Raw genomic sequence first — 21,101 nt, forward strand, 5'->3', positions numbered from 1 at the left:
CCCGGCGGTGCGCCGCTACAGCGCGCGGCGCATCGCCCGGTGGGGTATGCCGGCGTCCGGGAACTCCGGGCCGTACGCCGCGTAGCCCAGCCGCTCGTAGAAGCCGAGGGCGTGGGTCTGGGCGTGCAGGTCGACCGCGGTGAGGCCGCGGGCGCGTGCCGCGTCCTCGATGGCCCGCACCAGGGCCACGCCGACGCCGAGCCCGCGGGCCTCCCGGGAGACGGCGAGCCGCCCGAGGGAGCCCACCTGCGGGTCGCCGCCGGTCTTGGCGGCGGCCGCCTCGCCGTGCAGCAGCCGCCCGGTGCCGAGCGGCACCCCGTCCCCCCGGACCGCCAGCACATGGACGGCCACGGCGTCGTAGGCGTCGTACTCGATGTCCTCGGCGACGCCCTGTTCGCGGACGAAGACCTCCTTGCGGACCGCGAAGCAGGCCTCGCGGTCGGCGGGGTCCTCGGCGACCCGCACGGTGTACGGCACGCTCACGCGTAGGTCTCCTCGCGGACCTGGTCGAGGGCCCGCTGGAGGTCCTCGGGGTAGTCGCTCTCGAACTCCACCCAGCTGCCGTCCCCGGGGTGCTCGAAACCGAGGCGTACGGCGTGCAGCCACTGGCGGGTGAGCCGCAGCCGCTTGGCGAGGGTCGGGTCGGCGCCGTAGGTGAGATCGCCGACGCAGGGGTGGCGGTGGGCGGCCATGTGGACGCGGATCTGGTGGGTGCGGCCGGTCTCCAGCTTCACGTCCAGCAGGGAGGCCGCGCGGAACGCCTCGACGAGGTCGTAGTGGGTCACCGAGGGCTTGCCGTCGGCGGTGACCGCCCACTTGTAGTCGTGCTGCGGGTGGCGGCCGATCGGGGCGTCGATGGTGCCGCTCGTGGGGTCCGGGTGGCCCTGGACCAGGGTGTGGTAGCGCTTGTCGACCGTGCGCTCCTTGAACTGGCGCTTGAGCGAGGTGTACGCGTACTCGGACTTGGCGACGACCATCAGGCCCGAGGTGCCGACGTCCAGCCGGTGCACGATGCCCTGGCGCTCGGCGGCGCCGGAGGTGGAGATCCGGTATCCGGCGGCGGCGAGACCGCCGATGACGGTCGGGCCGGTCCAGCCCGGGGAGGGGTGCGCGGCCACGCCGACCGGCTTGACGATCACGACCACGTCATCGTCGTCGTGCACGATGTCCATGCCCTCGACCGGCTCGGCGACCACCTGCACCGGCTGGGGCGCCTGCGGCATCTCGACCTCCAGCCAGGCGCCGCCGTGCACCCGCTCGGACTTGCCGACCACCGCGCCGTCGACCTGGACCTTGCCGGCCGCGGCCAGCTCCGCGGCCTTGGTGCGGGAGAAGCCGAACATGCGGGAGATGGCGGCGTCGACGCGCTCGCCCTCCAGGCCGTCGGGCACGGGCAGGGTACGGATCTCGGGAATCGTGCTCACCCGTCGAGTATGCCGGACGGCGGGAACCGGCCCGCACGAGCCTGTGGAAAACCGCCTGTGGACGGCCTTGGCCTTCAGTCCTTGTGGACGGTGCCGTCCGGGTCCAGGCCGCGGAAGGACAACAGCACGATCAGGATGCCGCCGCACACGATCGCCGAGTCGGCGAGGTTGAACACCGCGAAGCCCTTGGGCGCGATGAAGTCCACGACCTCGCCCTCGAAGAGGCCGGGCGAGCGGAAGATCCGGTCGGTGAGGTTGCCGAGGGCACCGCCGAGCAGCAGGCCGAGCGCGATCGCCCAGGGCAGGCTGTACAGCTTGCGGGCCAGCCGCATGATCACGACGATCACGGCCGCGGCGATCAGCGTGAAGATCACCGTGAAGGCCGCCCCGAAACCGAAGGCGGCCCCCGGGTTGCGCAGGGCGTGCAGTTCCAGCCACTGCCCGAGCAGCTGGATCGGCGCGTGCTTCTCCAGCTTGGCGACCACGAGCAGCTTGCTGACCAGGTCGAGCGCGTAGGCGAACGCGGCCACCGCGAACAGCACGCCGATCCGGCGCCGGCGGCCCGTCCGCTGCTGGGCCGCCGCCGGCTGCTCTGTGTCGTCCGGGGTATCCGGCGTACCGATGATGCGCTCCGCCTCTGCCACGTGAGTCCCTCGACCTAGGTGCCTGACTGAGGACGAGACTACGGCACGGTCCGACGGCCCCGGACGCTCAGGAGCGACGTTCCTGCTTCTGCTTGCACTCCACGCACAGGGTGGCCCGCGGGAAGGCCTGCATGCGCGCCTTGCCGATGGGATTGCCGCAGTTCTCGCAGAGGCCGTAGGTGCCCGCGTCCAGCCGCTCCAGGGCGCGCTCGGTCTGGGTCAGCATCTCGCGCGCGTTGGCGGCCAGCGCCAGCTCGTGCTCGCGCGTGATGTTCTTGGTGCCGGTGTCGGCCTGGTCGTCGCCGGCGCCGTCCCCGGAGTCCCGCATCAGGCCGACCAGGGAGGCCTCGGAGGAGCTGATCTCCTCGCGCAGCCGCGTCATCTCCGACTGGAGCTCCGTACGGGCCTCCTCGACCTCCTCCGCGGTCCAGGGGTCCTCTCCGGGGCGTACCGCCAGCTCGCCGGGGTCCGCCGCGGAGGCCCGCGCCTTGGGCACTGCGGTCTGTTCGGCCGTGGCCGTACCAGGAGTCTTCTTCGCACCCACTGTCGTGGCTCCCGTCTGCTTCGCGGCCCGCGCCGCGCCCGCTTTCTTGGCCGTGCTCTTTCCGGCGGCCCGCTCGGCGACCGTCGTCCCGGCGGCCGTCTTCCCGGCGACCGTCGTCTCGGCGGCCTGCCGGCCGACAGCGTGCTGCCCGACCGGCTCCTTCACGGCTGCGTCCTTCGCCACCGTCTTCTTGGCCACCGTCTTCTTCGCCACACTCTTCTTCGCCGCTGTCTTCTTCGCGGCCGCCTTCTGCCCAGCCGGCTCCTTCACGGCTGTCTTCTTCACGGCAGTCTTCTTCGCCGCCGTCTTCTTCGCGGCCGCCTTCTGCGCGGTCGCCTTCCTGGCAGTCGTCGTCGTCTTCCCGGCACCGGCGGTCGTCCTACCGGCAGCCGTCTTCCCGGCGGCCGTCTTCACCGGTCCCGCCCGGCCCGTGGAGGCGGCACCCTGCTGTACGGCGGTCTTTTTCGCCACCATGGCCGCGGCCCCTTCACATATTGTGATCTTGCTCGCGAATCGTGCTGGGACGATAAATCGACTCGAGTCCCGCGGCAACGGGGCACACCGCCCGATTCGCCCGCCCGCACCCCCCGCGCAGCGGGCCTGCAACCGTTGTGCCCAGCTCCCCGCCGGGTAATCCGCCGGGCCGGGGCTCCCCGGACGCGTCCGCCCGCCCCCTCGCCATTCGGGTCATCCGGCCGCCCTCCGCGCCGTCCGCCGCGCCGCCCCGGAATTCGGTCGGCCGCTGTCCGCGGGGCGCCGTACACTGGGCGGAGCGAAAAGCGTGGATGGGGACGAGTAGCGGCGTACGCAGCCCAGAGCGACCCGGGGACGGTGTGAGCCCGGGGGTGAGCGCGTCGTGAAGATCACCCCGGAGCCGCCGGAAGAAAGCCCCCTGTGGGCCGGTAGAACCGGCTTCGCGAGCCAATGAGCGGGCTCACCGACGCGTACGGCGCGGCGGCGGGCCAAGGAGGGTGGTACCGCGGGAGCGCGCCGCACCGGCGCAGGCTGAACAGCAGGCTCTCGTCCCTCCGACGGAAGGCAGCAAGTCCGTTGGAGGATGCTCGCAGATGACAGCGCCGACGTACCGCCAGGTGCCCGCACAGGTCGACCTGCCCGCTCTTGAGCACGCCGTGCTCGACTTCTGGCGTGAGCAGAAGATCTTCGCCAAGAGCCTGGAGCAGTCCGAGGGCCGCCCTGAATGGGTGTTCTACGAAGGCCCGCCCACCGCCAACGGCATGCCCGGCGCCCACCACATCGAGGCCCGCGTCTTCAAGGACGTCTTCCCTCGCTTCCGCACCATGCGCGGCTACCACGTGGCCCGCAAGGCCGGCTGGGACTGCCACGGCCTGCCCGTGGAGCTGGCGGTCGAGAAGGAGCTGGGCTTCTCCGGCAAGCAGGACATCGAGGCGTACGGCATCGCCGAGTTCAACGCCAAGTGCCGTGAGTCCGTGACCCGGCACACCGACGCCTTCGCCGAGCTGACGACCCGCATGGGCTACTGGGTCGACCTGGACGACGCCTACCGCACCATGGACCCGGAGTACGTGGAGTCGGTCTGGTGGTCGCTGAAGGAGATCTTCTCCAAGGGGCTGCTGGTCCAGGACCACCGCGTCGCCCCCTGGTGCCCGCGCTGCGGCACGGGCCTGTCGGACCACGAGCTGGCGCAGGGCTACGAGACGGTCGTCGACCCGTCCGTGTACGTCCGCTTCCCGCTCACCTCCGGTCCGCTCGCCGGCGAGGCCGCGCTCGTGGTGTGGACGACGACCCCCTGGACCCTGGTGTCCAACACGGCGGTCGCCGCGCACCCCGAGGTCACCTATGTCGTCGCGACCGACGGCACGGAGAAGCTCGTCGTCGCCGAGCCGCTGCTCGCCAAGGCCCTCGGCGAGGGCTGGGAGCCCACCGGGCAGACCTTCACCGGTGCCGAGATGGAGCGCTGGACGTACCAGCGGCCCTTCGAGCTGGTCGAGTTCCCGGAGCCGGCGCACTACGTGGTCAACGCCGACTACGTCACCACCGAGGACGGTACGGGTCTGGTCCACCAGTCCCCCGCCTTCGGTGAGGACGACCTCAAGGTCTGCCGCTCCTACGGCCTGCCCGTGGTGAACCCGGTCCGCCCGGACGGCACCTTCGAGGAGGACGTGCCGATGGTCGGCGGCGTCTTCTTCAAGAAGGCGGACGAAAAGCTCACCGAGGACCTGTCCCAGCGCGGCCTCCTCTTCAAGCACATCCCGTACGAGCACAGCTACCCGCACTGCTGGCGCTGCCACACCGCGCTGCTCTACTACGCGCAGCCCTCCTGGTACATCCGTACGACGGCGATCAAGGACCGCCTCATCCAGGAGAACGAGAAGACCAACTGGTTCCCGGAGACGGTCAAGCACGGCCGCTTCGGCGACTGGCTGAACAACAACATCGACTGGGCGCTCTCCCGCAACCGCTACTGGGGCACCCCGCTGCCGATCTGGCGCTGCGCGGACGACCACCTCACCTGCGTCGGCTCCCGCGCGGAGCTGACCGAGCTGACCGGCACCGACCAGTCGGGCCTCGACCCGCACCGGCCGTACATCGACGAGGTCACCTTCGCCTGCCGCCACGACGGCTGCGGCAAGACGGCCACGCGCGTGCCGGAGGTCATCGACGCCTGGTACGACTCGGGCTCGATGCCGTTCGCGCAGTGGGGCTACCCGTACAAGAACAAGGAGCTGTTCGAGAGCCGCTACCCGGCGCAGTTCATCTCCGAGGCGATCGACCAGACCCGCGGCTGGTTCTACACGCTGATGGCGGTCGGCACCCTGGTCTTCGACAAGTCGTCGTACGAGAACGTCGTCTGCCTCGGCCACATCCTGGCCGAGGACGGCCGCAAGATGTCCAAGCACCTGGGCAACATCCTCCAGCCGATCCCGCTCATGGACCAGCACGGCGCGGACGCGGTGCGCTGGTTCATGGCGGCCGGCGGCTCCCCGTGGGCGGCCCGCCGGGTGGGCCACGGCACCATCCAGGAGGTCGTCCGCAAGACGCTGCTGACCTACTGGAACACGGTCGCCTTCCAGGCCCTGTACGCCCGTACGACGAACTGGGCGCCCAGCGCCGCCGACCCGGCCCCGGCCGAGCGCCCGGTGCTGGACCGCTGGCTGCTGTCCGAGCTGCACGCGCTCGTCGGCGAGGTCACCGAGGCGCTGGAGACGTACGACACCCAGCGCGCCGGCAAGCTGCTGTCCGCGTTCGTCGACGACCTGTCCAACTGGTACGTCCGCCGTTCGCGGCGCCGCTTCTGGCAGGGCGACAAGGCCGCGCTGCGCACGCTGCACGAGGTGCTGGAGACGGTCACCAAGCTGATGGCGCCGATCACGCCGTTCATCACCGAGCGGGTGTGGCAGGACCTGGTCGTGCCGGTGACCCCGGGCGCCCCGGAGTCGGTGCATCTGGCCGCCTGGCCGCAGGCGGACCCGTCCTCGATCGACCCGGAGCTGTCGCGGCAGATGGTCCTGGTCCGCCGGCTGGTTGAGCTGGGCCGGGCCACGCGCGCGGAGTCGGGCGTCAAGACGCGCCAGCCGCTGTCCCGCGCGCTGATCGCCGCGACCGGCTTCGAGTCCCTGGACCCGGAGCTGCACACCCAGATCACCGAGGAGCTGAACGTCACCTCCCTGGCGTCCCTGTCGGAGGTCGGCGGCAGCCTGGTGGACACCACCGCCAAGGCCAACTTCCGTGCGCTGGGCAAGCGGTTCGGCAAGCGGGTGCAGGACGTGGCGAAGGCGGTCGCGAGCGCCGACGCGGCCGCGCTGTCGCTGGCGCTGCGCGAGGGAACGGCGTCCGTGGAGGTCGACGGCGAGACCGTCACCCTCGCCCCGGACGAGGTGATCATCACCGAGACCCCGCGCGAGGGCTGGTCGGTGGCCTCCGACTCCGGTGCCACGGTCGCCCTGGACCTGGAGATCACCGAGGAGCTGCGGCAGGCGGGTCTGGCCCGGGACGCGATCCGGCTGATCCAGGAGGCCCGCAAGAACAGCGGTCTCGACGTGGCCGACCGGATCGCGCTGCGGTGGGTGTCGACCGACCCGGCGGTGGTCGCCGCGCTGGCCGAGCACAGCGAGTTGATCGCCGAGGAGGTCCTGTCGACGGACTTCCAGCAGGGCGAGGGGGACGACAGCTTCGGTGAGCCGTTCACCGACGAGGGACTGTCCCTGACGTTCCGGCTGCACAAGGCGTAAGGCACACGCTGTAAAGCACAAGGCGCAGGCACAGCGCGTCGGCGCCGAGCGCTGACCGAGAAGGGCCCGGTCTCCCCGCGGAGGCCGGGCCCTTCCGGGTTCCGTCACGCAACACGCGGTTCCGTCACGCAACACGCGTAAAAAGGGCGGGCCCCCGGACCGGAGTCCAGGGGCCCGCCCTATTGAGCGCTGCCGACGCCTACGGCGTACTACTCACCGTGGGGTGCTCAGTTGTCGTCCTCGTCGATCAGGAAGCCGCGCATCGGCGACGGCGCCTGGCCCATTGGGGACGGACCCTGCGGACGGACCGGGGCCATGGGCTGGGTCATCGCGGGGGTCATCTGCTGCTGACCGCCGTAGGACGGGGCGGACGGGCCGGGGTTGCCGCCCATCGTCTGGTTGCCGCCGTACGACGGGGTGCTCGCACCGGCCGGGGCCATGGAGGGCGCCGGGGACGGCGGCAGCGAGGCGGTCGCCGGGGTGCGCGGCGGGGCCAGGGAGTCGTCGGCCTGGGTCTCCAACTGGCGCAGCTGCGACTCCAGGTACGACTTCAGACGCGTGCGGTACTCGCGCTCGAAGCCGCGCAGGTCCTCGACCTTGCGCTCCAGCGTGGCGCGGGCGGACTCCAGGGAGCCCATCGCGACGCGGTGCTTCTCCTGCGCGTCCCGCTCCAGGGCGTCGGCCTTGGCACGGGCGTCACGCTCCAGACCCTCGGCGCGGCTGCGGGCCTCGCCGACGATCTTGTTGGCCTCGGAGCGGGCCTCGGCGATCGCCTGGTCGGCGGTCTGCTGGGCCAGCGAGAGGACACGGGCGGCGCTGTCGCCACCAGGGCCCTGACCGGGCATGCCGGGGCCGCCCATCGGACCGCCCATCGGGCCGCCCATGCCCATCTGCTGCTGCATGGGGGGCTGTCCACCCATCGGGCCCTGACCCATCGGACCCTGACCCATCGGACCCTGGCCCATCGGACCGGGACCCTGCGGGCCGCCCTGGCCGCCGGGACCGGCGGGCAGCTGCGGGGCACCGCTCGGCAGCTGGGGCGGGCCACCCATGGGGCCGCCCATCTGCTGCTGCGGCGGGCCCGATATGCCGGCGGGCACCGGCGCGCCGGGACCTCGCATGCCCTGCTGCTGCTGGGGGTTCTGCTGCTGGTCCTGCTCCGGCGGACCCTTGCGCATGTTCTGCTGGTTCTGCGCGGCGGCACGCGTGGCGGCGGCCAGCTTGGCGCGCAGATCCTCGTTCTCGCGGAGCAGACGGGTCAGTTCGGCTTCGACCTCGTCGAGGAAGGCATCGACCTCGTCCTCGTCATAGCCTTCTCGGAGGCGGACGGTCGTGAACTGCTTGTTCCGCACGTCCTCGGGGGTCAACGGCATCTCTTCACCTCAACGTAGTCATCGGCAGTCGGCAAGACCGGGTCGTCCACACGCTCATCTCACGAAGTTCTGCACGACGGCGATGAGAATGTAGACGATGATCATCAGTACGAAGAAGGACAGGTCGAGCGCCACGCCCCCGAGACGCAGCGGCGGGATGAACCGCCGCAGAAGCTTCAGCGGTGGATCGGTGACAGTGTAGGTGGCCTCCAGGAGCACCACCATCGCCTTGCCGGGTTGCCACGAGCGGGCGAACTGGAAGACGTAGTCCATGACCAGCCGGAAGATCAGCACGACGAGGAACACCATCAGCGCGATGTAGATCACCTGCGCGAACACGCTCATGGCTTGCGCTTCCCTCTCCCCTGTTTCCCGTGCTCTTCCGTACTTCGATCCGGTCTGCGTCTCAGCTCTGGTTGAAGAACCCGCCCTCTGCGATGCGGGCCTTGTCCTCCGCCGTGACATCGACGTTAGCAGGAGACAACAGGAACACCTTCTGCGTCACCCGCTCGATGCTGCCGTGAAGACCAAACACCAAACCGGCCGCAAAGTCGACAAGTCGCTTCGCGTCTGTGTCATCCATCTCAGTCAGATTCATGATCACCGGGGTGCCCTCACGGAAGTGTTCCCCGATGGTACGGGCCTCGTTGTAGGTCCGCGGGTGGAGCGTGGTGATCCGGTACGGCTCTCGTTCGGACACGACCTTGGGCATGATCACCGGTGCGTTCTTCTCCAGGGACTGACGTTCTTGTGTGATGGACGCCACGGGCGCGATCCGTGCCGGACGCGAGGATTCCGCGGTGAGCGAGGTCGCACGGGCCACCGGCTCGCGAGGCGCGGGCGGTTGGACGATTCGCACCTCTTCGTCCCTTTGGGACTGATGTGCATTATGTGACTGATGCGACACTTCGTGCCGTCGGTGGTCCCGCTCGGGCTCCGGGTCCAGTTCGGGCTCGAAGTCGTCGTCGGGGTCGAATCCGCGGCCGTCGTACCCATCGTCCTCCACGAGGCCGAGGTAGACCGCCATCTTGCGCATCGCGCCGGCCATGCTCTGAGTCCTCCGCTCTGTGGTGGATCGACTGACGACTGCCAAGTGCCCGCGATCCACGTGGTCGTTGCGCCCACCTTCACGGGCATTGACCATATTTTCTGCTGTGGTCCGACTTCCTGGCGACGTTACCCGAGCCTCGGGCGGACTCCGAGTACCGCGGTGCCGACGCGTACATGTGTCGCCCCGGCGGCCACGGCCTGTTCGAGGTCCGCACTCATCCCTGCGGACACCATGGTTGCAGCCGGATGGGCTCGGCGCAGGTCAGTCGACAAATCCATGAGCCGCTCGAACGCCGCCTGTTCGCGTCCCGCGTACTCGCCGGTCAGCGGGGCGACGGTCATCAGTCCGTCGAGCCGCAGCCCGGGCGAGGCGGCGACGAGGTCGGCCAACTCTTCGATTCCCTCGGGAGCCACGCCCCCGCGCTCACCGCGGCCGCTCTCGCCCGCGTCCAGCGCGACCTGGATGCAGCACCCCACCTCGCGCCCGGCCCGCTCCGCCTCCTTCGACAGAGCGGTGACGAGCCTGGAACGGTCCACGGACTGCACGACATCCGCGTAACCGACCACGGAACGGACCTTGTTGGTCTGCAACTGGCCGACAAAATGCCACTTCAGGGGCAGATCCGCACATGCGGCGGCCTTCGGGGCCGCGTCCTGGTCCCGGTTCTCGGCGACATGGCGCACACCGAGTTCCGACAGGATCCGCACATCGCTCGCCGGGTAGGTCTTGGTGACCACGATCAGGGTCACCTCCTCCCGCGCCCGGCCGGCCGCCGCACAGGCGACGCCGATGCGCTCCTCCACATTCGCCAGGTTCGCGGCGAGTTCGGTCTTACGGTCCGTCATGCCCCATCAGTCCAGCCAGACATAGCCCGCGAGCCGACCGGTGGTGCGGTCGCGGCGGTACGAGAAGTGGTCCCCCGACTCCAGCGTGCACACCGGCGACTGCGCCCGGTCGCACACCCCGAGCCGGTCGAGCTGTGCGTGCACGCCGGCGCTCACATCGACCGCCGGCGTGCCCCAGCTGGTTTCGGCGTGCGCCGCCGGCTCGACGGCGGCCACCTCGGCGCGCATCGCCTCCGGCACCTCGTAGCACCGGCCGCACACCGCCGGTCCGGTGCGGGCGACGATCCGCCCGGGGACGGCGCCGAGTTCGATCATGGCCCGCACGGCGGCCGGGACGACCCCCTTGACCATGCCGGGCCGGCCCGCGTGGGCCGCGGCGGCGACCCCGGCGACGGGGTCGGCCAGCAGCACCGGCACGCAGTCCGCGGTGAGCACGGCGAGGGCGAGTCCGCGCCGGGCGGTGACGACCGCGTCGGCCTCCGGCACCACCGGCCGCTCGCCCCACGGTTCGTCCACCACGGCCACCTCGGCGCCGTGCACCTGGTTCATCCAGACGACCCGGTCCGGGCCGAACCCCAGGGATGCGGCGGCGAGGTCCCGGTTGGCCCGTACGGCCGCCGGGTCGTCGCCGACCGCGCCGCCGAGGTTGAGCTCCTCATACGGAGCGGCGCTCACCCCGCCCCACCGGTCGGTGAAGGCGAAGTGCGCGCCGCTCACGCTCTCCTGCTGTCCTATCACTTGAGGAAGTCCGGGACGTCCAGCTCCTCGGCCGCGCTGTCCGTGTAGGAGGGGCGCGGGGCCGGGGTCACCGGCGGGGCGACCGGGATGTCGGCCACCGGCTCGGCGACCGGCTCCGGCTCCTCCTTGGGCTTGACGCTGCCGAGCGTGCCGAAGGAGGGACGGCTGGGCTCGGACTGCCGTACCGGAGCGGGCTCCTCGCGGCGGGTGGGCGCCGAGGCCGAGGCCGAGCCGAGGACGTTGTCCCGGCGGGCCGGCGGCTGGCCGCCGTCGAAGCCGGCCGCGATCACGGTGACCCGGACCTCGTCGCCGAGGGCGTCGTCGATGACGGCGCCGAAGATGATGTTGGCCTCGGGGTGGGCCGCCTCGCTGACCAGCTGGGCCGCCTCGTTGATCTCGAACAGACCGAGGTCGGAGCCGCCGGAGATGGAGAGCAGCACCCCGCGGGCGCCGTCGATGGACGCCTCCAGCAGCGGCGAGGAGATCGCCATCTCGGCCGCGGCCACCGCGCGGTCGTCGCCGCGGGCCGAGCCGATGCCCATGAGGGCCGAACCGGCCTCGGACATGACCGACTTGACGTCGGCGAAGTCCAGGTTGATCAGACCGGGCGTGGTGATGAGGTCGGTGATGCCCTGCACACCGGAGAGCAGGACCTGGTCGGCGGACTTGAAGGCGTCCAGGACCGAGACCTGGCGGTCCGAGATGGACAGCAGCCGGTCGTTGGGGATGACGATGAGGGTGTCGACCTCTTCGCGCAGCTCGGCGATGCCGTCCTCGGCCTGGTTGGCGCGGCGCCGTCCCTCGAAGGTGAACGGGCGGGTGACCACGCCGATGGTGAGGGCGCCCAGGGAGCGCGCGATGTTGGCCACGACGGGCGCGCCGCCGGTGCCGGTGCCGCCGCCTTCACCGGCCGTCACGAAGACCATGTCGGCCCCCTTGAGGACCTCCTCGATCTCCTCGCGGTGGTCCTCGGCGGCCTTGCGGCCGACGGCCGGGTTGGCGCCGGCGCCGAGTCCGCGGGTGAGTTCGCGGCCGACGTCGAGCTTGACGTCGGCGTCGCTCATCAACAGCGCCTGCGCGTCGGTGTTGATGGCGATGAACTCGACGCCCTTGAGACCGACCTCGATCATCCGGTTGATGGCATTGACACCACCGCCGCCGACACCGATGACCTTGATGACTGCGAGGTAGTTCTGCGGTGCTGCCACGTCGAAGGCCTCTCGCCTCGAATTACGTTGTCGCCGCCGGGCGGTGCCCCGCGCCGGGACGACGGATGCCGAATGGGACGGTCCGTAGCGCCGACCCGAACCCTAACCCTGAAGTTTAGGGTTACCAGTGTGTCTGTTCCCTGGAGTCTTCTGAACAGGACACTAAGTCGACAAGTGGCGCCCGTTCAACGAACACGCCGAACCTCCCGTTTTTCTTTTCACCCTATGTGATCAGCCATAGCAGTGCCCAACCAGGGTGCTGGCCTGCGCTGATGTGCGTCAACTCCCCGATGACGCAGGGGCGGTGGGAACGCTGACATCGAAGTGCCGCGCGCCGGGAGCTGCTTTCATGAGAGCTGTGAGGGCCCGTGCCTTGGCGCGGCCGTTCTCGTCGCTGCCCCAGGCCACGGTGCGCCCGTCGCCCAACTCCACGACGATGTCGTCGTAGGAGCGCACCTGGACGGCCCTGGTGGTCCCGGCGACGGCGGCCGGCAGGTCGGCCGCGATCCGCACCGCCTCGCGGTCCAGCCGGTCGACGCCGAAGCGCCGGAAGCTGGCGGCGCCGGAACCGGAACGGGATGCGGACAATTCCAGCAGCGGAACGCCTTTCGGCGCCTGGGAAACCGTGGCGAAACGGACACCTTCGTGGTCGACTTCGATGAACTTCGCGCCCTTTGGCACCAGGAGAACCGGAGTGCGCTCAATCACTTTCAGGCCGATTCCATGGGGCCAGGAACGAACCACATCAACGGCGTCAATTCGGGCCAATTTCCGGCGAAGACGCGCCTCGATGGCATCCGTGTCGACGGAAATCATCGGCGCCCCGACCGGCACGGCGGCCGCCTCGCGCACCTCGGCCGGGGTCAGCACCCGGGTGCCGGACACCGTGACGCGTTCCACCCGCAGCCACTCGGAGCCGTACAGCACCCAGACGCCGGCGCCGAGGAGCACGACGGCCGCGGCCAGGACGACCACCGCCCGAAGGCGGACCCGGCCGAGGCGGCGGACGGGCGGCGGGCCGGACGACTCCTGCTGGCGTTCCCCGCGCTCGGCGGTCGTCGGTCCGGCCACGCTCTCACTGCCCTTTCGTCATACGGTCCTAACGGCGCGAGGCGATCGCCTCGTACACCATGCCGACGAGCAGCTCGTCGGCGTCCCGGCGGCCGAACTCGCTTGCCGCGCGGGACATCTCGTACAGCCGGTGCGGGTCGGCGAGCACGGGCAGGACGTTCTGCTGCACCCACTCGGGCGTGAGTTCCGCGTCGTCGACGAGGAGTCCGCCGCCGGCCTTCACCACCGGCTGGGCGTTGAGCCGCTGTTCGCCGTTGCCGATGGGCAGCGGGACATAGGCGGCCGGGAGCCCGACGGCGGAGAGTTCGGCGACGGTCATCGCGCCCGCGCGGCAGAGCATCATGTCGGCCGCGGCGTACGCGAGGTCCATCCGGTCCAGGTAACTTACCGGGATATAGGGGGGCATCCCCGGCATCTGGTGCACCTGCGGCAGTTCGTTCTTCGGGCCGACCGCGTGCAGGATCTGGATACCGGCCTGCTGGAGCCAGGGGGCGACCTGCTGGACGACCTCGTTGAGGCGGCGGGCGCCCTGGGAGCCGCCGGAGACGAGCAGCGTGGGCAGGTTGGGGTCGAGGCCGAAGCGGGCGCGGGCCTCCGGGCGGACGGCGGCGCGGTCCAGGGTGGCGATGGAGCGGCGCAGCGGGATGCCGATGTAGCGGGCGTCGCGCAGCTTGCTGTCCGGCGTGGAGACGGCGACCCGGGCCGCGTACCGCGAGCCGATCTTGTTGGCCAGACCGGGCCGGGCGTTGGCCTCGTGGATCACGATGGGCACGCCGAGCCGCTTGGCGGCGAGATAGCCGGGCAGCGCCACATAGCCGCCGAAGCCGACCACGACATCCGCCTTGGTGCGCTCCAGGATCTGCTCGGCGGCCTTGATGGTGCCGCGCAGCCGGCCCGGGACGGTGATCAGCTCGGGGGTGGGCTTACGGGGCAGCGGCACCGCCGGGATCAGCGCCAGCTCGTAGCCGCGCTCCGGGACGAGCCGGGTCTCCAGGCCGCGCTCCGTGCCCAGGGCCGTGATTCCCACGGTCGGGTCCTGCCTGCGCAGGGCGTCCGCGAGGGCGAGCGCGGGCTCGATGTGGCCGGCGGTCCCCCCACCGGCGAGTACGACATGCACCGAAATTCACCGCTCTCCGGACGAACGCGCCGCCGAGGCACGCCGTCGCATCGTGTTCCATCTCCGAGGCCCCCGCTCCGCACCGGAGCCTCCCGCCCGCTTTCTACCAAAGCGAGGTTGCCGCATCGCAAGCGCTGCCCGCGCAGCGGGCTCGTCGCGCGCGAAGGCGATCAGCAGCCCGATGGCGAACATGGTCGGCAGCAGGGCGGACCCTCCGTAGGAGAACAGCGGGAGGGGGACACCGGCGATCGGCAGCAGGCCGAGCACCGCACCGATGTTGATCACCGCCTGGGCGGTGATCCAGGTGGTCACGCCTCCCGCGGCATACCTCACGAAGGGGTCCTCCGTGCGTCCGGCCACGCGGATACCCGCATAGCCTAGAGCCGCGAACAGGGCGAGCACCGACAGCGTCCCCGCCAGGCCCAGTTCCTCACCGGTCACGGCGAAGATGAAGTCGGTGTGCGCTTCCGGGAGTTCACCCCATTTTTCCACACTCGCGCCGAGCCCGGATCCGAAGAATCCGCCGGAGGCGAGCGCGTAGATGCCGTGGGCGCCCTGCCAGCACATGTCGTTGGGGCCGGGATCGGTGGCCGCGATGCAGTCGAGCCGGGCCATCCGGTGCGGGCTGGTCTCGATGGCGATGGCGCCGAGCACCACGGCCACGCCCAGCACCCCGGCGAACAGCCGGGTCGGCGCCCCGGCGAGCCAGAGCAGCCCGAACAGGATCGCGGTCAGGATGATCGTCGTACCCATGTCGCCGCCGAGCATGATCAGCCCGAGCAGCAGGAAGGCGACCGGCACCAGCGGCACCAGCATGTGCTTCCACTGGTTCAGCAGCTTCTTCTCCTGCTTGCGGGCGATCAGGTCCGCGCCCCACAGCACCAGCGCGAGCTTGCCGAACTCGCTGGGCTGGATCTGGAAGGAGCCGCCGAGGGAGATCCAGTTCTGGTTGCCGTTGACCGCCATCCCTATCCCGGGGATCTGCACCAGGACCATCAGGAAGACGGCGCCCGCGAGGATCGGGTAGGCCAGCGCCCGGTGCAGCTTCACCGGCATCCGGGAGGCCACGAAGAGCAGCGCGCCGCCGATGGCCGCGGCGAGGAACTGCTTGCGGAAGAAGAACGACCCGGGCAGGGACAGCTGCAACGCGGTGATCTGGGAGGCCGAGTAGACCATCACCAGGCCCAGCACGATGATCAGCACACTGCCGCCGACGATCAGGTAGTAGGCGGTCAGCGGCCGGTCCCACGCCTTTCGCGCGCGCGTGCAGAGCCGCTGCACGGGGTTCTCGCGCGGCGGCCGGGGTACGACGGGACGCCGGGACGCCCGCTGCACGGGCGGACGACCGGTACGGCTACTGGGCATCGGCGCCTCCACTGAACGTCGGCCGTCCCACGCGTCCCTCCCAGGATCCGCCCGGCGGGCGGCCGGGGTCAGGCGCGGAGTTCGCGGACCGCCGCCGCGAACGCGTCACCGCGCTGGTTGTAGTTGGTGAACATGTCCATGGAGGCGCAGGCCGGGGCAAGGAGCACCGTGTCCCCGGGCCGGGCAAGCCGCTTCGCTTCCGTCACCGCCTGGAGCATCGCCCCAGTGTCGGTCCGGTCGAGGTCCACCACGGGGACCTCCGGGGCGTGTCGCGCCAGGGCCTCGCGGATCAGCTCCCGGTCCGCGCCGATCAGCACGGCGCCGCGCAGCCGCTTCGCCGACGCGGCGACCAGCTCGTCGAAGGTCGCGCCCTTCGCCAGACCGCCCGCAATCCATACGATCGACTCATATGCCGCCAACGACGCTTCCGCGGCATGGGTGTTGGTCGCCTTGGAGTCGTCCACGTACGCCACGCCGTCCAGATCGGCGACGTGCGCGATGCGGTGGGCGTCCGGGCGGAAGGCCCGCAGACCGTCCCGTACGGCCGTGGCGGGCACCCCGAAGGCGCGGGCGAGGGCGGCGGCGGCCAGGGCGTTGGCGATGTTGTGCGGGGCCGGCGGGTTGACGTCGGAGACCTCGGCCAGCTCCTGCGCGTTCTTCTGCCGGTTCTCCACGAAGGCGCGGTCGACCAGGATGCCGTCCACGACGCCGAGTTGGGAGGGGGCCGGGGCGCCCAGGGTGAACCCGATGGCGCGGCAGCCCTCTTCGACGTCGGCCTCGCGCACCAGGTCCTCGGTGGCCTTGTCGGCCACGTTGTAGACGCAGGCGACGGTGTTGCCCTCGTAGATGCGGCCCTTGTCGGCGGCGTAGGCCTCCATGGAGCCGTGCCAGTCGAGGTGGTCGGGCGCGAGGTTGAGGACGGCGGCGGAGTGGGCGCGCAGGGAGGGCGCCCAGTGCAGCTGGTAGCTGGACAGCTCGACGGCGAGGACGTCGTAGCGCTCCTCGCCGAGGACGGCGTCCAGCAGGGAGACACCGATGTTGCCGACGGCGGCCGTGCGCAGGCCCGCCGCCGTCAGGATGGAGGCGAGCATCTGCACGGTCGTGGTCTTGCCGTTGGTGCCGGTGACCGCGAGCCAGGGGGCCGCGTCGGGGCCGCGCAGCCGCCAGGCCAGCTCGACATCGCCCCAGACCGGCACACCGGCCTGCGCGGCCGCCTGGAACAGCGGCTTGTCGGGCTTCCAGCCGGGCGCGGTGACGATCAGCTCGGTGCCCTCCGGCAGGGTCGCCCCGTCGCCGAGGCGCACGGTGATGCCGAGCGCCTCCAGCTCCGCGGCCTGCTCGCGCGCGCGTGCGTCGTCGCCGTCGTTGACGACCGTGACGACCGCACCACGCGCGTGCAGCACCTTCGCCGCCGGGACGCCGGAGACACCGAGTCCGGCGACGGTGATGTGCTTGCCCTGGAAGAGCTCCGAGCTGGAGGTCACTTTTCCGCTGCCCATCCTGCATAGAAGAGACCAAGTCCGACGATCACACAGATGCCCTGGATGATCCAGAACCGGACCACCACCAGGACCTCGGACCAGCCCTTGAGTTCGAAGTGGTGCTGGAGCGGTGCCATCCGGAAGACGCGCTTCCCGGTGAGCCGGAAGGAGCCGACCTGGATGACGACCGACATGGTGATCAGGACGAACAGACCGCCCATGATGGCCACCAGCAGCTCCGTGCGGGAGAGGATGGCCAGGCCGGTGAGGACACCGCCGAGGGCGAGCGAGCCGGTGTCGCCCATGAAGATCTTCGCCGGCGAGGTGTTCCACCACAGGAAGCCCAGGCAGGCGCCCATCAGGGCGGAGGCGACCACGGCGAGGTCGAGCGGGTCGCGCACCTCGTAGCAGGCGTGCGGGTTGGTCAGCGTCATCGCGTTGGCGCAGGACTCCTGGTACTGCCAGACGCCGATGAACGTGTAGGCGCCGAAGACGAGCACGGAGGCGCCGGTGGCGAGACCGTCCAGACCGTCGGTGAGGTTCACGCCGTTCGACATCGCGAGGATCATGAACAGCGCCCAGATCACGAACAGCACCGGGCCGATCGACCAGCCGAAGTCGGTGATGAACGACAGCTTGGTGGAGGCCGGGGTGTTGCCGCGCGCGTCGGAGAACATCAGCGACAGCACGGCGAAGGCGATACCGACGATCAGCTGGCCGGCCATCTTCGCCTTGGCCCGCAGACCCAGCGAACGCCGCTTGACGATCTTGATGTAGTCGTCCAGGAAGCCGACCAGGCCCATGCCGACCATCAGGCCGAGCACCAGCACACCGGAGAACGTCGGCGGCTTGCCGGTGATCACCTTGGACAGGAAGTAGGCGGCGACCGTCGCCAGGATGAACGCGATACCGCCCATGGTCGGCGTACCGCGCTTGCTGGCGTGCTCGCGCGGCCCGTCGTCACGGATGTACTGGCCGTAGCCCTTGCGCGCGAGCAGTTTGATCAGCAGCGGGGTGCCGACCAGCGTCAGGAAGAGACCGATGACGCCCGAGAACAGGATCTGGTTCATCATCGGGCGGCAACCTCACCCTGGGCACCGGTCTCGATGAGCGCCTGGGCAACGCTCTCGAGCCCCACCGAACGGGACGCCTTCACGAGCACGACGTCCCCCGGGCGCAACTCGCTGCGCAACAGGTCGATCGCCGCCTGTGCGTCGGACACGTGCACCGACTCCTCACCCCACGAACCCTCGTTATATGCGCCCAGTTGCAGCCAGGAGGCCTCATTCCCCCCGACGGCGACGAGCTTGCTGACGTTGAGCCGGACGGCGAGCCGTCCGACGGCGTCGTGCTCGGCGAGCGCCTCGTCCCCCAGCTCGGCCATCTTGCCGAGCACCGCCCAGGTGCGCCGCCCCCTGCCCATGGCCGCGAGCGCCCTGAGGGCGGCCCGCATGGACTCGGGGTTGGCGTTGTAGGCGTCGTTGACGATGGTCACGCCGTCCGGGCGCTCGGTGACCTCCATGCGCCAGCGGGAGAGGGAGCCCGCCTCGGAGAGCGCGGTGGCGATCTCTTCCGCGGACATGCCCAGCTCATGGGCGACGGCGGCCGCGGCGAGCGCGTTCGACACGTGGTGCTCACCGTACAGGCGCATGGTCACATCGCTTGCACCGGAGGGTGTGTGAAGCCTGAAGGAGGGCTGTCCGCTGTCCGTGAGTCGTACGTTCTCGGCGCGTACGTCCGCTTCGGCCGACTCTCCGAAAAGGAGCACCTTCGCCTTGGTACGGGACGCCATGGCCCGCACCAGCGGGTCGTCGGCGTTGAGGATCGCCGTGCCGTCCTCGGGCAGCGCCTCCACGAGTTCGCCCTTGGCCTGGGCGATCTGCTCGCGGCCGCCGAACTCGCCGATGTGGGCGCTGCCGACGTTGAGCACCAGGCCGATCTTGGGCGGGGTGAGGCCGGTGAGGTAGCGGATGTGGCCGATGCCGCGGGCACCCATCTCCAGCACGAGGAACCGGGTCTCCTCGGTGGCGGTCAGCGCGGTCAGCGGCAGCCCGATCTCGTTGTTGAGGGAGCCGGGCGTGAACACCGTCGGCGCCTTGCGCCGCAGCACCTGGGCGATCAGGTCCTTGGTGCTGGTCTTGCCCGCCGAGCCGGTCAGGGCGACGAGGGTCGCGCCGAGCCGGCGTACGACGTGCCGGGCGAGGGCGCCGAGGGCGGTCTGGACGTCGTCCACGACGATCGCGGGCACGCCGACCGGGCGCGACGCCAGTACGGCGACCGCGCCCGCCTCGATGACCTGCGACGCGTAGTCGTGGCCGTCCACCCGCTCGCCGACGAAGGCGGCGAACAGGCTGCCCGGCACCACCTCGCGGGAGTCCCGGACCACCGGCCCGGTGACGGCTGCGGACGGATCCGGTATGTCGTGCGTCTGCCCGCCGACGACTGCTGCGATCTCGGCGAGGGAGAGGGCGATCACAAGTTCATCCCTGGGTCTTCTGGATAGCTTCGCGAAGCACCTGGCGGTCGTCGAAGGGACGGACCACGCCGGCGATGTCCTGGCCCTGCTCGTGACCCTTGCCCGCGACCAGCACGGTGTCACCGGCCTGGGCACGGCCCACGACGGCGGTGATCGCGGCGGCCCGGTCCTCGAAGAGGAGCACCTCGCCGCGCTCGTGCGCGGGCACGGAGGCCGCGCCCTGGAGCATGGTCGCGAGGATCGCGAGGGGGTCCTCGGAGCGGGGGTTGTCGGAGGTCAGTACGGCCGTGTCGGCGAGCCGGGCCGCGGCGGCGCCCATCGGGGCCCGCTTGGTCTGGTCGCGGTCGCCGCCGCAGCCGAGGACGATGTGCAGCCGGCCCTTGGTGACCTTGCGCAGCGCCTTGAGCACCGACTCGACCGCGTCGGTCTTGTGGGCGTAGTCCACGACCGCGAGGTAGGGCTGCCCGGCGTCGACGCGCTCCAGGCGGCCGGGGACGCCGGGTACGGCGGCGATGCCGTCGGCGGCGGCCTGCGGGTCGAGGCCGGCCGCGGCGAGGGCGACGATGGCGGCGAGGGTGTTCGCCACGTTGAAGGGGCCCGCCAGCGGCGACCGGGCGTGGACGCGCTCGCCGTTCGGGCCGACGACGGTGAACGTCGAGTCCATGGGGCCGACCTGGACGTGCTCGGCCCGCCAGTCGGCGTCGGGGTGGCCCTCGGCGGAGAAGGTGACCACGGGGACCGTGGCCTCCTCGGCCAGCCGGCGGCCGTACTCGTCGTCGGCGTTGACCACGCCGAGCCGACTGCGCTCCGGCGTGAACAGCTGCGCCTTGGCCCGGAAGTAGTCCTCCATGTCGGAGTGGAACTCCATGTGTTCCGGGCTGAGGTTGGTGAAGACGGCGATGTCGAAGACGCAGCCGTCGACCCGGCCGAGCACCAGCGCGTGACTGGAGACCTCCATGGCGACGGCCTCCACCCCGCGTTCGCGCATGACGGCGAACAGGGCCTGGAGGTCGGTGGCTTCGGGGGTGGTGCGCTCGGACTTGATGCGCTCGTCGCCGATGCGCATCTCGACGGTGCCGACGAGACCGGTGGACTTCGCGGTCCTGAGTCCGCCCTCGACCAGGTAGGCGGTGGTGGTCTTGCCGGAGGTGCCGGTGATGCCGATCTGGAGCAGGTCCCGGCCGGGGCGGCCGTAGATCGTCGCTGCCAGCTCGCCCATCCGCGCGCGCGGGTCGTCGACGACCAGGACCGGCAGTCCGCTCGCCGCGGCGCGCTCGGCACCCGTCGGGTCGGTGAGCACGGCGACCGCGCCGAGACCGGCGGCCTGGGTGACGAAGTCGGCGCCGTGCAGACGGGCGCCGGGGAGGGCGGCGTACAGGTCGCCCGGGCGGACGGCGCGCGAGTCGTGGGTGATCCCCGTGACCTCGGCGGCGGTGTCCGGAGCGGCGGCACCCAGCTGATCGGCCAGTTCCGCGAGGGGTGTGGCGGAGACCTGAACCGGTCGCGGCGGTCCCGGATATGTCACGGAAGCGCCCTTCTGGGTGGTTTGGGAC

At 70.8% G+C, this 21,101-nt stretch carries 18 protein-coding genes; 1 reads left to right on the forward strand and 17 read right to left on the reverse strand.

Translation table 11 applies throughout. The features are described from left to right. Positions 1-15: 15 nt before the first annotated feature. From ACZ5CZ_RS25380 to ACZ5CZ_RS25395, 4 genes are all read right to left on the reverse strand, one after another. On the reverse strand, positions 16-483 hold the full coding sequence (locus ACZ5CZ_RS25380) for a GNAT family N-acetyltransferase (protein ID WP_385843937.1): 468 nt from the start codon (positions 481-483) through the stop codon (positions 16-18). Further along, a complete protein-coding gene (locus tag ACZ5CZ_RS25385; protein WP_385843938.1) occupies positions 480-1,424 on the reverse strand; it encodes an RluA family pseudouridine synthase in 945 nt (314 codons plus the stop codon). Before ACZ5CZ_RS25385 ends, ACZ5CZ_RS25380 begins: the two co-directional genes overlap by 4 nt. Before the next feature lie 74 nt (positions 1,425-1,498). Further along, entirely contained in the window at positions 1,499-2,068 is a 570-nt protein-coding gene (gene lspA, locus ACZ5CZ_RS25390; RefSeq protein WP_468946229.1) for a signal peptidase II, read from the reverse strand. A gap of 67 nt (positions 2,069-2,135) precedes the next feature. Continuing rightward, on the reverse strand, positions 2,136-3,086 hold the full coding sequence (locus ACZ5CZ_RS25395; RefSeq protein WP_468946232.1) for a TraR/DksA family transcriptional regulator: 951 nt from the start codon (positions 3,084-3,086) through the stop codon (positions 2,136-2,138). 593 nt (positions 3,087-3,679) lie between these two features. Between ACZ5CZ_RS25395 and ileS the strand changes: the two genes are divergently transcribed. After that, positions 3,680-6,823 carry an isoleucine--tRNA ligase gene (ileS, locus tag ACZ5CZ_RS25400; RefSeq protein ID WP_468946234.1) on the forward strand — a complete coding sequence of 1,048 codons (3,144 nt, stop codon included), beginning with the start codon at positions 3,680-3,682 and terminating at the stop codon, positions 6,821-6,823. A gap of 227 nt (positions 6,824-7,050) precedes the next feature. Here the strand turns inward: ileS and ACZ5CZ_RS25405 are convergent, their stop codons facing one another. The 13 genes from ACZ5CZ_RS25405 to ACZ5CZ_RS25465 all read right to left on the reverse strand — a co-directional run bounded on the left by ACZ5CZ_RS25405 (position 7,051) and on the right by ACZ5CZ_RS25465 (position 21,073). Continuing rightward, positions 7,051-8,196, reverse strand: a complete 1,146-nt coding sequence (locus tag ACZ5CZ_RS25405; protein WP_385843942.1) for a DivIVA domain-containing protein — start codon at positions 8,194-8,196, stop codon at positions 7,051-7,053. A gap of 54 nt (positions 8,197-8,250) precedes the next feature. Beyond that, the gene (locus ACZ5CZ_RS25410) at positions 8,251-8,541 is read right to left on the reverse strand and encodes a YggT family protein (RefSeq protein ID WP_385843943.1); all 291 of its coding nucleotides are present in this window, start codon (positions 8,539-8,541) and stop codon (positions 8,251-8,253) included. A gap of 61 nt (positions 8,542-8,602) precedes the next feature. Continuing rightward, a complete protein-coding gene (locus ACZ5CZ_RS25415) occupies positions 8,603-9,244 on the reverse strand; it encodes a cell division protein SepF (RefSeq protein WP_385843945.1) in 642 nt (213 codons plus the stop codon). Positions 9,245-9,372: 128 nt separating this feature from the next. After that, positions 9,373-10,092: a YggS family pyridoxal phosphate-dependent enzyme gene (locus ACZ5CZ_RS25420; protein WP_468946238.1), complete on the reverse strand. Its 720-nt coding sequence runs from the start codon at positions 10,090-10,092 to the stop codon at positions 9,373-9,375. Positions 10,093-10,098: 6 nt separating this feature from the next. After that, positions 10,099-10,830, reverse strand: coding sequence for a peptidoglycan editing factor PgeF (gene pgeF, locus ACZ5CZ_RS25425; protein ID WP_385843947.1), 732 nt, complete (start codon positions 10,828-10,830; stop codon positions 10,099-10,101). Then, positions 10,827-12,038, reverse strand: a complete 1,212-nt coding sequence (gene ftsZ, locus ACZ5CZ_RS25430; protein WP_385843948.1) for a cell division protein FtsZ — start codon at positions 12,036-12,038, stop codon at positions 10,827-10,829. The genes pgeF and ftsZ overlap by 4 nt, the downstream gene beginning before the upstream one ends. Positions 12,039-12,317: 279 nt before the next feature. Then, positions 12,318-13,109: a cell division protein FtsQ/DivIB gene (locus ACZ5CZ_RS25435; protein ID WP_468946242.1), complete on the reverse strand. Its 792-nt coding sequence runs from the start codon at positions 13,107-13,109 to the stop codon at positions 12,318-12,320. 28 nt (positions 13,110-13,137) lie between these two features. Continuing rightward, entirely contained in the window at positions 13,138-14,226 is a 1,089-nt protein-coding gene (gene murG, locus ACZ5CZ_RS25440) for an undecaprenyldiphospho-muramoylpentapeptide beta-N-acetylglucosaminyltransferase (RefSeq protein ID WP_467542629.1), read from the reverse strand. Positions 14,227-14,232: 6 nt separating this feature from the next. Further along, positions 14,233-15,591, reverse strand: coding sequence for a putative lipid II flippase FtsW (gene ftsW / locus ACZ5CZ_RS25445; protein WP_385843952.1), 1,359 nt, complete (start codon positions 15,589-15,591; stop codon positions 14,233-14,235). 68 nt (positions 15,592-15,659) lie between these two features. After that, complete coding sequence (gene murD / locus ACZ5CZ_RS25450; RefSeq protein WP_385843954.1) at positions 15,660-17,090, reverse strand: UDP-N-acetylmuramoyl-L-alanine--D-glutamate ligase; 1,431 nt, start codon at positions 17,088-17,090, stop codon at positions 15,660-15,662. Further along, positions 17,072-18,145, reverse strand: coding sequence for a phospho-N-acetylmuramoyl-pentapeptide-transferase (gene mraY / locus ACZ5CZ_RS25455; protein ID WP_385843955.1), 1,074 nt, complete (start codon positions 18,143-18,145; stop codon positions 17,072-17,074). Before mraY ends, murD begins: the two co-directional genes overlap by 19 nt. Then, on the reverse strand, positions 18,142-19,548 hold the full coding sequence (locus ACZ5CZ_RS25460) for a UDP-N-acetylmuramoyl-tripeptide--D-alanyl-D-alanine ligase (RefSeq protein WP_385843956.1): 1,407 nt from the start codon (positions 19,546-19,548) through the stop codon (positions 18,142-18,144). The genes mraY and ACZ5CZ_RS25460 overlap by 4 nt, the downstream gene beginning before the upstream one ends. A 4-nt stretch (positions 19,549-19,552) precedes the next feature. After that, positions 19,553-21,073 carry a UDP-N-acetylmuramoyl-L-alanyl-D-glutamate--2,6-diaminopimelate ligase gene (locus ACZ5CZ_RS25465; protein ID WP_385843957.1) on the reverse strand — a complete coding sequence of 507 codons (1,521 nt, stop codon included), beginning with the start codon at positions 21,071-21,073 and terminating at the stop codon, positions 19,553-19,555. Positions 21,074-21,101 lie beyond the last annotated feature (28 nt).

The organism is Streptomyces sp. NPDC031418 (genome assembly GCF_055581605.1).

Excerpts from the sequence above, each read along its gene's own strand:
- ACZ5CZ_RS25395 (WP_468946232.1), bottom strand. The coding sequence starts at position 3,086 with ATGGTGGCGAAAAAGACCGCCGTACAGCAGGGTGCCGCCTCCACGGGC.
- ileS (WP_468946234.1), top strand. The coding sequence starts at position 3,680 with ATGACAGCGCCGACGTACCGCCAGGTGCCCGCACAGGTCGACCTGCCC.
- ACZ5CZ_RS25405 (WP_385843942.1), bottom strand. The coding sequence starts at position 8,196 with ATGCCGTTGACCCCCGAGGACGTGCGGAACAAGCAGTTCACGACCGTC.
- ACZ5CZ_RS25410 (WP_385843943.1), bottom strand. The coding sequence starts at position 8,541 with ATGAGCGTGTTCGCGCAGGTGATCTACATCGCGCTGATGGTGTTCCTC.
- ACZ5CZ_RS25415 (WP_385843945.1), bottom strand. The coding sequence starts at position 9,244 with ATGGCCGGCGCGATGCGCAAGATGGCGGTCTACCTCGGCCTCGTGGAG.
- ACZ5CZ_RS25420 (WP_468946238.1), bottom strand. The coding sequence starts at position 10,092 with ATGACGGACCGTAAGACCGAACTCGCCGCGAACCTGGCGAATGTGGAG.
- ftsW (WP_385843952.1), bottom strand. The coding sequence starts at position 15,591 with ATGCCCAGTAGCCGTACCGGTCGTCCGCCCGTGCAGCGGGCGTCCCGG.
- murD (WP_385843954.1), bottom strand. The coding sequence starts at position 17,090 with ATGGGCAGCGGAAAAGTGACCTCCAGCTCGGAGCTCTTCCAGGGCAAG.
- mraY (WP_385843955.1), bottom strand. The coding sequence starts at position 18,145 with ATGATGAACCAGATCCTGTTCTCGGGCGTCATCGGTCTCTTCCTGACG.